Below are 14,712 nucleotides of genomic sequence, written 5' to 3'. Positions count from 1 at the left end.
ACCACTTTAGACTGAAACCTCGTTCAATCACTTGAGGTACGGCTCGATGAAAATTCTGTTGATAGGCGCTGGTGGCACCATCGGTTCGGCCGTGGACAAAGAACTGTCGCAACGCCACGAAGTCATTCGTATCGGTCGCAAAAGCGGCGATTTCAAGGTCGATATCAGTGACAGCGCATCGATCCGCAAACTGTTCGAACAGACCGGCAAGTTCGATGCACTGGTGTGCGCGGCGGGCAACGTGACCTTCGCCCCGCTTGGTGAGATGAATGAAGACAGCTTCGCCCTCGGTCTCAAAGACAAACTGATGGGCCAGGTCAATCTACTGCTGATCGGCCGCGAATTCGCCAACGATGGCGCTTCGTTCACCTTCACCACTGGCGTGCTCAGCCACGATCCGATCCGCAGCGGCGCATCCGCAGCGCTGGTCAACGGCGCCCTCGACAGCTTCGTCCGCGCCGCCGCCATCGAGTTGCCGCGCGGCTTGCGCGTGAACTCGATCAGCCCGACTGTGCTCCTCGAAGCCATGGGCAGCTACGCCCCGTATTTCCGTGGTTACAAACCGGTTCCTGCAGCGGATGTGGCATTGGCCTACGCGAAAAGTGTCGAAGGCTTGCAGACAGGTCAGACATTTCACGTGGGCTAAACCCTTGTGATGAACGGTCAGGCTGCGTAACGTGGCGGCACTTGTCTGGAGAGCCGAAGATGCGTGTTGCCCGTTCGTTAGCCGTTGTTGCCCTGCTGCCGTTGTTTGCCGCTTGCCAGTTGTTCGATGGCCAGCGAGAAAGTGCCTCGCACGTCGGGCAGACGCGGATGCAGGGGCAACTGACCGCCGCTGACGGCAAACTGGTGTTCCAGCCGTGTCAGGAACAGCGCCAACTTGTCGTCAATGACATCGGTGGCACCAGCATTCTGCAGGAAGCCGCGACGCTCGCTGATGAGCAAGGCAAGCTGTTCGCCGATGTGCGCGGCAAGGTCGCTGGCGACCGTCTCGATCTGACTCAGTTGTACCGCGTCGAGCGCTCCGGCACAGCCTGCGACGATCCCAATTTCAAACTGCTGATCCTGCGCGCCGCCGGCCATGGCCCGGAATGGAATGTCAAAGTCAGCGGCAAAGGCATGGTCATCGACCGCGACGGCCAGCCACCGCTTGCCGTACCGTATGTCGAAGAACAGCTGGGCGACGGCCGCTTCAACCTCAGCAGTGAGGCCAACAATCAGCGCATCGAATTGTGGGTCGCGCCGCAACGCTGCGTCGACAGCAGCACCGGCAGCGTGCAGCACATGAGCGCCGAGTTGCGCATCGACGGCCAGGTGCAGCGCGGTTGCGGGTATTTCGGCGGATCGCGCAACGACTGAGCGTTTTAGCCTCACCGGATCCGGCCTTTGCGGCTTATAATCGCGGCCTTCAAACGCCCTGGCGCAGTTGTGCGCCCCGCGAACCCGGATCCTCGCCATGTTACGAATCACTGAACTCAAGCTGCCAATCGACCATCCCGAAGAAGACCTGCGCCCTGCCATCGTGCAGCGCCTGGGCATCGCCAGCGATGACTTGCTCGATTTCACCTTGTTCAAGCGCAGCTACGACGCGCGCAAAAAGTCCTCCGAACTGTGCTTCATCTACACCATCGACCTCAGCGTGCGCGACGAGGCCAAGGTGTTGGGCAAGTTCGCCGACGACCGTAACGTCAACGTGGCACCGGATGTCAGCTACAAATTTGTTGGCCAGGCGCCAAGCGACCTGAACCAGCGTCCGATCGTCGTCGGTTTTGGCCCGTGCGGGATCTTCGCCGGCCTGCTGCTGGCGCAAATGGGCTTCAAACCGATCGTTCTCGAACGCGGCACCGAAGTTCGCCAGCGCACCAAAGACACCTGGGGCCTGTGGCGTAAAAGCGTGCTCAACCCGGAATCCAACGTGCAGTTTGGCGAAGGCGGTGCGGGGACGTTCTCCGACGGCAAGCTGTACAGCCAGATCAAGGACCCGAAGTTCCTCGGCCGCAAAGTCCTGCACGAGTTCGTCAAGGCCGGCGCACCGGAAGAAATCCTCTACGTCAGCAAGCCGCACATCGGTACGTTCCGTCTGACCGGCATGGTTGAAAACATGCGCGAGCAGATCCGCGAACTGGGCGGCGAAGTGCGCTTCCAGGAACGCGTCACTGATGTGCTGATCGAAGACGGCCAACTGGTCGGCGTCGAACTGGCCAGCGGCGAAACCCTGCATTCGAAACACGTGGTTCTGGCCCTCGGCCACAGCGCCCGCGACACTTTCCGCATGCTCCACAGCCGCGGCGTGTTCATGGAAGCCAAACCGTTCTCGGTGGGTTTCCGCATCGAACACCCGCAATCGCTGATCGACCGTGCGCGTCTGGGCAAGTACGCCGGCCACCCGAAACTCGGCGCTGCCGACTACAAACTGGTGCACCACGCCAAGAACGGCCGTTCGGTCTACAGCTTCTGCATGTGCCCGGGCGGCACCGTGGTCGCGGCAACGTCCGAGCCGAACCGCGTGGTCACCAACGGCATGAGCCAGTATTCGCGTAACGAGCGCAACGCCAACTCCGGCATTGTTGTCGGCATCACCCCGGAAGTCGATTATCCGGGCGGCCCACTGGCCGGGATCGAGTTGCAAGAGCGCCTGGAATCCCACGCCTTCATCCTTGGCGGCAGCGATTACAAAGCGCCGGCACAACTGGTTGGCGACTTCATCAACGACATCCCTTCAACCGAACTGGGCGAAGTCGAGCCATCGTACAAACCGGGTGTGGCGCTGGGTGATCTGGCCTTGGCCTTGCCGGATTTTGCCATTGAGGCGATCCGTGAAGCCTTGCCGGCGTTCGAGAAGCAGATTCGCGGGTATTCGCTGCACGATGCGGTGTTGACCGGGATCGAGACGCGTACTTCGTCGCCTCTGCGCATTACCCGAAATGAAACGCTGCAGAGCATGAACGTCAAGGGCTTGTTCCCGGCCGGTGAAGGCGCGGGTTATGCGGGCGGGATTCTGTCGGCGGGTGTCGACGGGATTCGCATCGCAGAAGCTGTGGCACGCGACATCCTAGGCCTGACTGATTGACTGACACAAAACCCTGTAGGAGTGAGCCTGCTCGCGATAGCGGTAGTCCATTCAACATCAATGTTGAATGTTATTACGCCATCGCGAGCAGGCTCACTCCTACAGTTGATTTCGGTGTGTCAGATATTCGCGCGTAGCACTGAAGTCGGCAGCTCCTCACCGCGCTCGGCACTCGCCGCCACCGCCTCGATCAACCCGGCCAACTCATACCCCTGCGCCTTTAGCCAATCCTGATCGTAATAGGTGTCGGCATACCGCTCGCCGCCATCACACAGAATCGCCACGATCGACCCCGTCTCCCCCGCCGCTTTCATCTGCTGTGCCGCCATCAGCGCACCAATCAGATTGGTCCCGCTCGAGCCACCAACATGCCGTCCCAGACGTTGCGCCAGATAATGCATGGCCGCCAGCGACAAGGCATCCGGCACTTTCACCATCGCATCGATCACCTTGGGCAGGAACGACGCTTCGACCCGCGGCCGGCCAATGCCTTCAATGCGCGAACCGCAATCCAGGCGCAAATCGGCGTCGCCGGTCTGGTAGTAATCGAAGAACACCGAACGTTCGGCGTCGGCGCACAACACGCGTGTGCAATGCTGGCGATAGCGCACGTAACGACCCAGGGTCGCGGTGGTGCCGCCGGTACCGGGGCTGGAAATCAGCCAGCTCGGTTCCGGATGTTTCTCGTAGCGCATCTGCTGGAAGATCGATTCAGCAATGTTGTTGTTCGCCCGCCAGTCGGTCGCGCGCTCGGCGTAGGTGAACTGGTCGATGAAGTGGCCGCCATGCTCGCGGGCCAGACGCTCGGATTCGGCGTAGATCTGCGTGGGATCTTTCACCAGATGACTTTGGCCACCGTAGAACGCGATCTGGGCGATCTTCTCTTTGGACGTGGTCGCGGGCATCACCGCAATAAACGGCAGACCGAGCATCCGCGCGAAGTACGCTTCGGAAATCGCCGTCGAACCGCTGGACGCCTCGATCACCGGCGCGCCGGGTTTCAGCCAGCCATTACACAACGCGTAGAGAAACAGCGAACGAGCCAGACGATGCTTGAGGCTGCCGGTCGGATGGCTGGATTCATCCTTTAAATACAACTCGATGCCCGCAAAACCCGGCAGCGGCAAAGGGATCAGGTGGGTGTCGGCGCTGCGCTGAAAATCCGCTTCGATGATGCGGATCGCTTCGCGGGCCCACTGTCGGTTGTCGCTCATGTTGATGGTTCTCATTGAATCGGCAGGAGATGAAGCTGTTCGAAAGGCTCACTCATCAGCTTAGGAAAATTCCGATAGCGCGCACAGATACAGCTGAGTCTCAATATGTCAGGCAACTGCTAGGCTCAGCGTGGCTTGAGCCAGACACCTTGTAACGCCATATAACAAAAAAGAATATAACTTTTGTTTTAACAACTAACAGTACGGGTTAGGGTGTCCCACCTTTTTTGACGATTCGATGGAGAGCGACCTTGCCTCTGCGTAGCACTTTCACGCGTTTCTTTCAGTTGGAAGCTGCCAGCGGTCTGTTATTGATCGCCGCAGCCATCCTGGCCCTGATTATCAACAACTCGCCACTGTCGTGGCTGTATACCGGCCTGCTCGACACCCCGGTGGTGGCGCAGATCGGTGCGTTGAAAATCGCTAAACCCCTGCTGCTGTGGATCAACGACGGTCTGATGGCGATGTTCTTCCTGCTTATCGGCCTGGAAGTGAAACGCGAAGTCCTCGACGGCCAGCTGTCGAAACCGTCGCAGATCGTCCTGCCCGGTGCAGCCGCGATCGGCGGCATGCTGGTGCCGGCGCTGATCTACTGGTTCCTCAATCGCGACAACCCGGCAGCCCTCGACGGCTGGGCGATCCCGACTGCCACCGACATCGCCTTCGCCCTCGGCGTGCTGGCCCTGCTCGGCAAGCGCGTACCTGTGTCGCTGAAGCTGTTCCTGATGACCCTGGCGATCATCGATGACCTCGGCGCCATCGTAATAATCGCGATCTTCTACTCCGGCGAACTGTCGACCCTGTCGCTGGGCCTGGCGGCCGCGTGCATTGCAACGCTGGTGGCGATGAACCGGCTCGGGGTGGTCAAACTCGGGCCGTACATGATCATCGGTTTGATTCTTTGGGTCTGTGTACTCAAGAGCGGTGTCCACGCCACGCTGGCGGGCGTAACCCTGGCCTTCTGCATTCCATTGCGCACGAAAAACGCCGAGCCGTCGCCACTGCTGACCCTCGAACATGCGCTGCACCCGTGGGTGGCCTACGGCATTCTGCCGCTGTTCGCCTTCGCCAACGCCGGTCTGTCGCTGAGCGGTGTCACCGTGGAAAGCTTCACTCACCACGTGCCAATGGGCATTGCGGTTGGCCTGCTGCTGGGCAAGACCGTCGGCGTGTTCGGTCTGACCTGGCTCGCGGTCAAAACCGGCATCGCCGCCCTGCCCCAAGGCGCCAACTGGGGCCAGGTACTGGGCGTGGCAATCCTGTGCGGGATCGGCTTCACTATGAGCCTGTTTGTCGGCTCGCTGGCGTTTGAACCGGGTGTGAGTGATTACGCTGGCATGGACCGGATGGGGATTTTGACCGGGTCGATTCTGGCAGCGCTGATTGGTTATGCGGTGACGGCGGCGGCGAGTCGCCGGAGCACTCTGCAAAACGTCTGAAACGCTTCCTAGAAAATCACAGCCCTTCTCTATAGAGGGGCTTGGCTCTGAACCTTCTCAGCACCGTTTCCGGAGTCACCTATGTCACGTAAAGCAGAAAAACATCCAATGACGGACGACCAGATTTCCGTTCAGGAATCGCGGATTCCGGACATCGCTCGGAAGGCATTCAGCAACGCTTATAAGATTGCGCTCGCCAATGGCGCTGCAGTCCTCGTTGCTAAAGGTGGTCACCTGTTTGAAGTGACAGCCGAGAGTTCTGTTGCTTTGCGCGCACTCGGTGACTACGGAAACCTGAAAAGCGGTACTCGCCTGCACATCAACAAATCCTTAAAACAGGTTACTTGTTGAGCACACCGAGAATATGGATAGTCGCAGGCCGAACGACTCAGGAAAAAGACTTCAATCAAAAAATTCCCCCACGTTTGCTTGGAATTGATACACAGCGACTAATCCCCACGTCGTTAGAGACGCGTCCTACAGCCACCATTTTCCTGCTTCGTTAACGTTGCGCAGCCCTTTGCGAAGGGCTGTCGATGGATGAACGAAAGGACGATCAGTGGCTGGCAACAAGGACATTCCCCGGGTTCAAAACCCACCGCAAGGCGACGGGCATCACGTCACCTACCGCTACATGACGGCCACGGAATTGGCCGAGCGCGAGGCCAGACAAAACGCTTACGACGCCATGCTGGCGCGGCAGGAGGCTTTCGAGCGCAGCCGTGAGGTGGCGGTTAAAAAGACAGAGCCCGTTCGTGCCGGCTGCGTATTCGCCAAGTCCTGCAAACTGCCGGATGCGATTATCGATTACTCCAATCCTTCGGGAATGGTGCCGACTGACAGTCTCAAGGATTACGGCGACCTGATCCTGCTGGGCGCGCGTGAAGCCGATGAAAGCGGCGCAGTTCCTCTCAAGAAAATCGGCGCAACTGCTGTTCCGGCCGGATTTGGCAGTCTGGCTTTGGCGGGATCGGTGTTTGAAGCACTGCCCGCTGCTGTATCTAGTGCGGCTGTTGCGCCTTTAGTTGGTTTGGTTGCGCTGTTCATGCCATCGAGTCTTGGCGACAGTGCGCTCTATACCGACGAACAACTGCGTGGACTTGAACAGGCGCGAACGCGTGTTCGGTTGAGGGTCGAACAGCAGGCCGACGGCAGCCTGAAGGGCTACGGCTTCTACACCGGCAAGAATCGCGATTGGGAAATGGTTGATGTCGTGCAGTTCAAGTTGCGTGACAGCCGGTTCATTGCTGACTTGGGCGAAGGCGTAGAACTGATCTGGACGCCGGCTGTGGATGGCTCCGACATCCTTGGCATCCCCGCGCTGGAGGCTGCACCGCAAGCGCCGCATATCTGGGTGTATCCGCCGACGAAAGCGGCGGACGGGATTCTGGTTAATCCGGTTTATCCGCCGGAGTACAGGGATTTTATTCTGGTTTTTCCACCAGGTTCGTTGGTTCAGCCGGTATATATCGTAGTCAGCACATCATCACGTAAAGGCTTACCGTCCGCGGGGCATAGTTATCATAGGCCTCCAAAAGCAGAGGAAATCACTGCATTTCCCGGACTGATAAAGGTGCAGAAAAAGAATCCTATACAAGGAGGCGGAGGACTTCGGGAACGGTGGAAAGATGCGAAAGGTAGAAAAATCTACGAGTGGGACTCAATGCACGGAGAGTTGGAGGTTTACCGAGCAAGTGACGGAACTCACCTAGGCGCGTTTGACCCTTTTACGGGGGAGCGACGCGAAGATGCGAAAGATGAAAGAAGCATCAGAAAAAAATATTTGTGAGGTTGATGATGGGATTAAAACTGAGGCTAGAGTGGTACGACAAGCAAACTGATCTGTGCGAAGGCGAAGAGTATTCCAAGGATTTAGGCGATGATGAGGGCGTTTTGAATGCCTTGGGAATACCGGTGGAAAACAACATAAACAATGGCGGTTTCAATGTTTTCGAAGAATGGGTTCCAATCATTCAGCCGTATTTTCAACATGGCATCGTCTTCAAAACTTACGATTATCAGATCTCTTTTGACTACAGCGATGTCTGGTGACGGTCTCTTATGATTTATAGGATTGAAGCATTCGATAGGAAAACAGAGTTTCTCGTTTTTGAAGAAGACCTGCCTAGCGGATGCGACGAGAACTTGGCTGCCATCATGAATTGGTCTTGTAAGCAGGAAGGCTGGGAGGGTTACGATCTTTCAAATGATCAGCTTGCCGCGCTGGAGAAACTGCTGGGAAGGAATGTCTTCGATCCGAAGTTCACCTTCCAACTGACGTGCAATGGACGTTAAATGCATTAAAAAACCCGACCAGTCACCTGATCGGGTTTTCTTTACCCTGAATTCCGCTTAGTGCGAAACGCGGCTGGTCCCGCCAACGGTCGAAATCCGTACCCGCTCGCCAACGCGGAACACTTCATTCTCCTGCACCTGCTGCACATAGGCACGCATGCTGCCATCGTCTTCACGCACGGTGATTTCCACACCTTGCGTACGAGTCAAGCCTTCTTCAGTCGCCGAACCAATCAGACCACCCGCCACCGCACCGATGACCGCAGCAACGATGCTGCCCTTGCCGCCGCCGATGGCGCTGCCGCCGACGCCGCCGACCGCTGCACCGGCGAGGCCGCCGATCGGGGTCTTGGTGCCTTCGATTTTCACCGGGCGCAGGGATTCGATGGTGCCCATGCGAATCGTCTGCACACGACGCGCTTCGTCACGGGAGTAGGAGTCACCGGTCAGGCTCGATTGGCAGCCGGTAAGCAACATCGCCATCGTGGAAAAGGAAGCAACCAGCAGAACAGACTTACGCATAGCATCAACTCCAAAGAAACATATAGTCATTAAACTCCGTGGCTTGACGCCTGTCACGACACCGCCCGGATAAATTGGCTTTCATTCAGGCGCGGTACAGACACCTGCACGCTCTCCCTGATGTAGCCCTACAGTAGCGCCAAATTACCGATTCTGCGCCACGGACACCAAGGATTTTCATGGATTACTTCATCATCGTCGTCACCACGGCCGCCGGTCTGTACTTCCATTGGTGGTTGTACGTGCGGATCAAACGCTGGATGGATCGCGATCTGGCGTTGTCGCTGGGGGGCAAGGATGAAGGCAAACGCGCCTTCATGCTCGAACAGTTAGCGAATGCTCAGATGCAGAAGATCAAGCGCCGGGATCTGCCGAAGTGGCTGGAGGCCGCTGCGGCAGGCTATCCCGCTCGGTAGACTGCTCAGGGTGCCAGACGTTCAAGAATCCAGTCGGCGCCCTGCACACGGTAGTTGAGGCGATCGTGCAGACGGCTCGGACGGCCCTGCCAGAATTCGATGCGCTCCGGCAGCAAGCGATAACCGCCCCAGTGTTCAGGGCAGTCGGGTTGCGTGTCGGAGAAACGCTGTTCGGTGACCTTGAGCAAATCTTCCAGTTCACCGCGCCCGTTGATCACCCGGCTCTGCGGTGATGCCCAGGCACCGAGACGGCTGCCCAGCGGACGCACCTGATAATACGCATCCGACTCCGCGGGCGAGACCTTCACCACCCGCCCTTCGATGCGCACCTGACGCTCCAGGGTCGGCCAGAAGAAGGTCATGGCGGCATACGGGTTGGCCGCCAGATGCTGGCCCTTGGCGCTGTCGTAGTTGGTGAAGAAGGTGAAGCCCTGCTCGTCCAGCCCCTTGAGCAGCAGAATGCGACAGTGCGGTCGCCCATCCTGGTCGACCGTGGCCACGGTCATGGCGTTGGCTTCCACCGGTGCCTGTTCGGTTTTCACCGCGTCAGCGAACCACTGGTGGAACAACGCAAACGGCTCGGCCGGGGCTTGCGCCTCGGTCAGACCATCCCGGGTGTAATCACGACGCATATCTGCCAGAGCCTGGGTCATGGCGCATTCCTTTTCGTTAGCGGATCACTTCTTGGTGGCATCGGTCGCGGCGACTTTCTTGTCGGTCGCGGCGGCTTTGGCTGGTGCAGTTTTCTTCGCTGGGGCCTTGGCTGGAGCTTTTTTCGCTGGAGCCTTGGCAGCGGCTTTCTTGGCCGGAGCCTTTTTGGTTGCCGGAACAGAGGCTTTTTTCGCCGCAGGAGCCGGGGTTACCGGTTTGGCGGCGGGCTTGGCGTCCTGCGCAGCAACCATGGTCACTGGCTTCGGTGCCGGCATGTTGTACTTGCTCAGCAGGGCAACCATGGTGTTCTGCGGGGTCACCAGCAGCTCAACGCGACGGTTCAGGGCACGACCCTCAACGCTGTCGTTGGCCGCACGCGGCGCTTCGGAACCCATGCCGCGCAGCATCAGGCGATCACGCTGCAAGCCGCTGAGACGGAAGATCGCCGCAATGGACTGGGCACGTTCCTGGCTCAGTTTGATGTTGGCAGGCGCGGCACCGCTGGAATCGCTGTGGCCAAGGACCAGCACGGCAGTTTTCGGGTCGGCTTCAAGGATTTTCGCCACTCGGGTGAACGGGCCGAGGGTGACCGGCAGCAGCATGGCTGGACGATCCGGGTTGAACGAGCCTTCGACCGGTGCAGTCACGACCAGCACGTTTTCACGGCGTTCGAGTTGCAGGTTGCTGTCCTTGACCGCTTCACGCAGACGCGGCTCGTAATCGTCGAGCCAGGCCTGGGTCACTTTCGGATCCGGCATCGGCACGGCTTTGGTCGTGGGTTGATCCTTGCCGCCAAACGGCCACCACCATTTGCCACCCGCGTCGGCTTCAGCTTTGGCAACGGCTACTGGCTTTTTCGCTTCCGGGGCAACCTCAGCCTTCATGTCCGCTTTGGCCGCTTCATCATCGGAACCGAACGGCCAGTACCAAGGGCTGCTGCTTTCAGTCTTGGCCACGGGTGCAGTGGCCGCAGGTTTCAGAGGGGCTGGAGCCGGTGCTGGCTCCTTGGCCGCAACTTTGTCGGACGAACCGAACGGCCACCAACTGCCGCCGTCCGCATCGTTTTTCGGGGTCTGTGCACAACCGGTGATCGCTACACACAGGGCCAGGGCGAGGGTCTTTTTAGATGACATTGAAAATCCACAAAATGAAGTAATGAAAAATCAGAGCACTTTCGCCCGGATAAACAGCCGTTTTGAAACGAAAAACCGCTTGAGGTTCCGACCCTGGGACCTCGGATGAAACTTTACAGACAAGTGGCAAGCACCCGCGCGAGCTTCTGCGCGCGCGGATCCATCAAAACGTACGGCCCAAGGGTATTTGTCACAAAACCGAAGGCAACATCATGCTCAGGATCAGCGAAACCGATGGAGCCGCCCGCGCCCGGATGACCGAACGCCTTGGGGCCGAGGCCATAAGTGGCGTTGGGCACGTCCGGCTGATCAAGCATGCAGCCCAGACCGAAACGGGTCCGGGTCAGCAAAGTCTTGTCTTCGCCGAGGCTGTGTTCGCGGGTCAGCTCTTCGAGCATGTCGCTTTCGAGCAGGCTGCCATCGAGCAGACCCGCGTAGAAACCGGCCAGACTGCGCGCATTTCCGTGGCCGTTGGCTGCTGGTTGCTGCATGCGCCGCCACTCAGGTTTGTTGGTGCTGGTCAGCACCGATGGCGGATTGGTAAAAGCACGGGTGGTCATGGCTGTCGGTTCGCGCATGGTCACTTGCAGCAGACGTTGCGCGGCGGCATCGCCAGCGTTGCCCTTGCCGCGAGCGATGTGCGCGACGCGATGGAATTCTTCATCGGCCAGGCCAACGTGAAAGTCCAGGCCCAACGGCTTGGCCACGCGGGCAACGATGGATTCCCCCGGCCCACGACCGTCAGCGCGGCGCAGCAATTCGCCGATCAGCCAGCCGTAAGTGATTGCGGCGTAACCGTGGCCAGTACCCGGCGTCCACCATGGCGCTTCTGCCGCGAGGGCATCGACCATGGTTTGCCAGTCATACAGCGCTTCCGGCGCCAGCAGCTCCCGCAGCGCCGGCAGGCCGGCCTGGTGGCAGAGCAAGTGACGCAGAGTGACGGATTCTTTGCCGGCAGCGGCGAATTCCGGCCAATAGCGGGCGACGGGAGCGTCCAGTTGCAACTTGCCCTCGGCGACCAGCTGCAGGGCGGTGACAGCGGTGAAGGTTTTGGTGCAGGAGAACAGGTTGGCGATGGTGTCGCTGTGCCAGGCCTCAGTGCCATCCTTGTCGGCAGTACCGGACCAGAGGTCGAGGACGGTTTCTCCACCGACCTTGATGCACAGGGCTGCGCCGCGTTCCTGGGGATCGTCGAACAGTGCGGCGAAAGCTTCGCGCACCGCTTCGAATTGAAGCTCGTAATGTCCCTGAATCTGCACCCGCAACTCCCCCGCGAAAACGCTCTACAAAGTGGCCCGCATTGTTCCAGCCCTTGAGGGATTTGGGAACAGCTGCGGGCCAGACGGTTAGATCAAAGACAAAGTCAAAAGATCGCAGCCTGCGGCAGCTCCTACATGGATTGCGTTTCCCTGTAGGAGCTGCCGCAGGCTGCGATCTTTTTAAAGCATCACGCGTTAATGACCATTGCCGGAATGCCCACCGGCATGCCCTGCCCCCGGCCCTTTGCCGGCCTCGCCCTTGCGGCCTCCCTCAGCCTCATGCCCCGCCGCTGCGGCCGCTTTTTCAGCCTCTTTGCCAAGCTGATCAATCGCCTGCAAATTGCTCTTGCGCACTGTCTCGACAAAACCCTGATACGGCAGATCCGTCACGCCCACCAGACCAAAGTGTCCATTCTCGCCATCGAGTAGACGCCCGGTCACCGGTTGGTCGAGATACTGGAACCAATGCACACCGACAATCGACGGTTCGCTCAAGGCCTGTTTGAGGAAATTGGCGTAAGCCGGGCCGCGATCTTCTTCCTTGGCCACTTGCGTGACGCCGCCCCAGAACGGGCCACGATCCGCTGAGCCAAAGTTGAATTCGGTGATCATTACCGGTTTATCCAAAGCCGCCAACGCCGCGAAGTCATAACCATCCTGCGGTTTGAGCGTGTACATATTGAAGCTCAGCACATCGCAATACTGCGCACAGGACGCCACGGCTTCCGGGGTACTGATGGCGAAACGGCCGCCAAGCAGCAACTGGTTCGGCGCGTGCCATTTCAGCGAGTCGGAAATGGTTTTGAAGTAGGTATCGGCGAAAACCTTCTGGAAGTATTTGAAGTCCGCCTCGATTTCCGGATGCTCCGGGTTCGGCAGCGGCGGCACGAAACCCGGGTCTTCCATCAATTCCCACGCCGGCAGCTCGATACCCCACGCCTTCGACAGCCCCGCCTGATTGCGGTACTTGTCGCGCAACTGTTTGAGGAAGGCACGCTTGGCCGGTACATCGGTGGTCATTTTCAGCGTGCCGTAGGCCAGCGCGTAACGGGATTTCGGATCATCACCAGGACCGGCCCAGGCCAGTTCGTTGTCGGCGTAATAGCCGATCAGCCACGGATCGTCGCGGTGATCGCGGGCAGCAATGGCTACGGCACGCTCGGTGGCCATGGCGAAACGCGGATCGAACGGATCCGGCATGCCGCCCCACCAGTCGCTGCCGGTGCTGATGCTGGTGTAGTCACCGACAATCGACAGCGGCAAAGTGTACGGCACACGATCGGCCTCACTCAGCGAATCGGCACTCCAGTTACCGACGGTGTTGAAGCCCCAAGCTTGCAGGCGATCGAGCGTGTGGCTGGCCCACTGTTGCTCATCGATGGTGGCCTTGCACGGCTCGGCAGCCTGTTCTGTCGTCGCTTGTACGGTTTCAGTCTTGGCCGCTTCAGCGACGCCGGACTTCGGCTCGGCAGGTACAGGGGCAGGCTCGGCGGCTTTCACCGCAGCCGTTTCTGCGGCTTCAGTCCTGGCCGTTTCGGCTACCCCGGATTTGCTCTCACTGTCGGCTTTGCACGGTTCACCGTACACGCGCTGCAGGTTCGCGCCGTAGAAGTCATACCAGCGCCCGTTTCCATACCCGCGGCCCTGATCGACACCGTTGCCGCCACGGTTATCGCCATCGCCAAAGTGCTTGGCCAAGGGGTCTTCAGGTTTGGGCAGCGATTCGAACATGTACTCACGCCCGGCCACGTAGGTCTGGTTGACCTTGGGGCTGACGGTGTTCACGCCCAACGAGTAAAATGGATGCCCTTCAGGCGTGACCAGATACCAGCGACCATCACGCTTTTCGGTGCGGAAGAAACCACTGGCCTTGAACGCCGGGCCTTTGCTCCAGCCACCGAATTTGTCCAGCGAGGACTTTTCGCGCTCGGCCAGCCAGGTTTTCAGCTGTTGCTGTTCCTTGGCGGCGGCGGATTTCAGTTGTTCATCATTGGCGATTTTTTCCGGCCACTTGCTGCGGGTCGATTGCCCGTAAGCGTCGACCAGATTGCCGTACACCGCTTGGCTGACCGAATCACCGTCCTGTACGCCGAAACGCTCGAGCAGCAAGCTCTGGGCGACCTTCGGCTGATCCATCGACAGGCTCACCGAAACCACTTGGCTGCGATCAATCTCGCCGCTGCTGCTGACCAGCAGGATCCGTTGACCATCGACGGTCATGGGCATTGGCGGTCCGGCTTTCATGCCCTGACTCAGCGGCGTCGACGCCACCAGCGGCACCAGCAAGGTCTGCGCAGGGCCGGCCGGCAGGTCGACGCGGCTGAGCAGTGTGCGGCCGTCATTGCTCTGGATCTGCACGTAGACCGTCACAGCCCAGTCCATTGCGCTCTGCAATCGCAGGGTCATCATCCCCGACTGCGACCAGTCCCACGCACCGGTCTGCGGCGTCAGACGCAAGGTCGGGCGCGCCACCGGGTTGAACGTCACCCGGCGCAGCACTTCGCCTTCAGGGGTTTGCTCGGCGTTGGCTTGCGGCAGATCAGCGTTTTCGGTGGCGATTTTCACCACGTCGGCAGGACGCACAAAGTTGAACAGGGTCTGCTGACCCGCAGGCGCCGCGAACAGCGGCGTGGCGAAGATCAAAGCGAATACGGCAGGCAACGAACGGCGGATCATAAGAACGGAGTTCTCCCTAACGACCAACAATGGCCAA

At 59.3% G+C, this 14,712-nt stretch carries 15 protein-coding genes; 9 read left to right on the top strand and 6 right to left on the bottom strand.

Annotated elements, in window-relative coordinates; all coding sequences use genetic code 11:
• The first annotated feature begins 46 nt into the window (after positions 1-46).
• From U6037_RS06270 to U6037_RS06260, 3 genes are all read left to right on the top strand, one after another.
• A complete protein-coding gene (locus U6037_RS06270) occupies positions 47-646 on the top strand; it encodes a short chain dehydrogenase (protein WP_322846148.1) in 600 nt (199 codons plus the stop codon).
• Between the two features lie 59 nt (positions 647-705).
• Positions 706-1,359 carry a hypothetical protein gene (locus U6037_RS06265; protein ID WP_322846147.1) on the top strand — a complete coding sequence of 218 codons (654 nt, stop codon included), beginning with the start codon at positions 706-708 and terminating at the stop codon, positions 1,357-1,359.
• A 97-nt stretch (positions 1,360-1,456) separates the two neighbouring features.
• The gene (locus U6037_RS06260; protein ID WP_322846146.1) at positions 1,457-3,070 is read left to right on the top strand and encodes an NAD(P)/FAD-dependent oxidoreductase; all 1,614 of its coding nucleotides are present in this window, start codon (positions 1,457-1,459) and stop codon (positions 3,068-3,070) included.
• A 119-nt stretch (positions 3,071-3,189) separates the two neighbouring features.
• On the opposite strand, the gene U6037_RS06255 is transcribed toward U6037_RS06260, so the two are convergent.
• Complete coding sequence (locus U6037_RS06255) at positions 3,190-4,284, bottom strand: PLP-dependent cysteine synthase family protein (protein WP_322846145.1); 1,095 nt, start codon at positions 4,282-4,284, stop codon at positions 3,190-3,192.
• A gap of 251 nt (positions 4,285-4,535) precedes the next feature.
• On the opposite strand from U6037_RS06255, the gene nhaA reads away from it, so the two are divergent.
• The 5 genes from nhaA to U6037_RS06230 all read left to right on the top strand — a co-directional run bounded on the left by nhaA (position 4,536) and on the right by U6037_RS06230 (position 8,018).
• Positions 4,536-5,723 carry a Na+/H+ antiporter NhaA gene (gene nhaA / locus U6037_RS06250; protein WP_322846144.1) on the top strand — a complete coding sequence of 396 codons (1,188 nt, stop codon included), beginning with the start codon at positions 4,536-4,538 and terminating at the stop codon, positions 5,721-5,723.
• Between the two features lie 81 nt (positions 5,724-5,804).
• Positions 5,805-6,074, top strand: a complete 270-nt coding sequence (locus tag U6037_RS06245; RefSeq protein WP_322846143.1) for a hypothetical protein — start codon at positions 5,805-5,807, stop codon at positions 6,072-6,074.
• A 208-nt stretch (positions 6,075-6,282) separates the two neighbouring features.
• Positions 6,283-7,512 (top strand): colicin E3/pyocin S6 family cytotoxin, encoded by a 1,230-nt coding sequence (locus tag U6037_RS06240; protein ID WP_322846142.1) that lies wholly within the window; start codon positions 6,283-6,285, stop codon positions 7,510-7,512.
• Between the two features lie 8 nt (positions 7,513-7,520).
• Positions 7,521-7,775 carry a colicin E3-like toxin immunity protein gene (locus tag U6037_RS06235; RefSeq protein WP_007918564.1) on the top strand — a complete coding sequence of 85 codons (255 nt, stop codon included), beginning with the start codon at positions 7,521-7,523 and terminating at the stop codon, positions 7,773-7,775.
• A 9-nt stretch (positions 7,776-7,784) separates the two neighbouring features.
• Entirely contained in the window at positions 7,785-8,018 is a 234-nt protein-coding gene (locus U6037_RS06230) for a hypothetical protein (RefSeq protein WP_093438749.1), read from the top strand.
• A 57-nt stretch (positions 8,019-8,075) separates the two neighbouring features.
• On the opposite strand, the gene U6037_RS06225 is transcribed toward U6037_RS06230, so the two are convergent.
• A complete protein-coding gene (locus tag U6037_RS06225; RefSeq protein WP_007918566.1) occupies positions 8,076-8,540 on the bottom strand; it encodes a glycine zipper 2TM domain-containing protein in 465 nt (154 codons plus the stop codon).
• Positions 8,541-8,719: 179 nt separating this feature from the next.
• On the opposite strand from U6037_RS06225, the gene U6037_RS06220 reads away from it, so the two are divergent.
• Positions 8,720-8,956 (top strand): hypothetical protein, encoded by a 237-nt coding sequence (locus U6037_RS06220; RefSeq protein WP_322846141.1) that lies wholly within the window; start codon positions 8,720-8,722, stop codon positions 8,954-8,956.
• A gap of 5 nt (positions 8,957-8,961) precedes the next feature.
• Here the strand turns inward: U6037_RS06220 and pdxH are convergent, their stop codons facing one another.
• The 4 genes from pdxH to U6037_RS06200 form a co-directional block, all read right to left on the bottom strand.
• Positions 8,962-9,609, bottom strand: coding sequence for a pyridoxamine 5'-phosphate oxidase (gene pdxH / locus U6037_RS06215; protein ID WP_322846140.1), 648 nt, complete (start codon positions 9,607-9,609; stop codon positions 8,962-8,964).
• A 24-nt stretch (positions 9,610-9,633) separates the two neighbouring features.
• A complete protein-coding gene (locus U6037_RS06210) occupies positions 9,634-10,740 on the bottom strand; it encodes an OmpA family protein (protein WP_322846139.1) in 1,107 nt (368 codons plus the stop codon).
• Between the two features lie 113 nt (positions 10,741-10,853).
• Positions 10,854-11,999, bottom strand: coding sequence for a serine hydrolase domain-containing protein (locus U6037_RS06205; protein WP_322846138.1), 1,146 nt, complete (start codon positions 11,997-11,999; stop codon positions 10,854-10,856).
• A 195-nt stretch (positions 12,000-12,194) separates the two neighbouring features.
• On the bottom strand, positions 12,195-14,675 hold the full coding sequence (locus U6037_RS06200; RefSeq protein ID WP_322846137.1) for a beta-galactosidase: 2,481 nt from the start codon (positions 14,673-14,675) through the stop codon (positions 12,195-12,197).
• Positions 14,676-14,712: the final 37 nt, after the last annotated feature.

The organism is Pseudomonas sp. B33.4 (genome assembly GCF_034555375.1).
Taxonomy (GTDB): Bacteria; Pseudomonadota; Gammaproteobacteria; order Pseudomonadales; family Pseudomonadaceae; genus Aquipseudomonas.
This window is presented reverse-complemented; position numbering and strand designations above follow the sequence as displayed.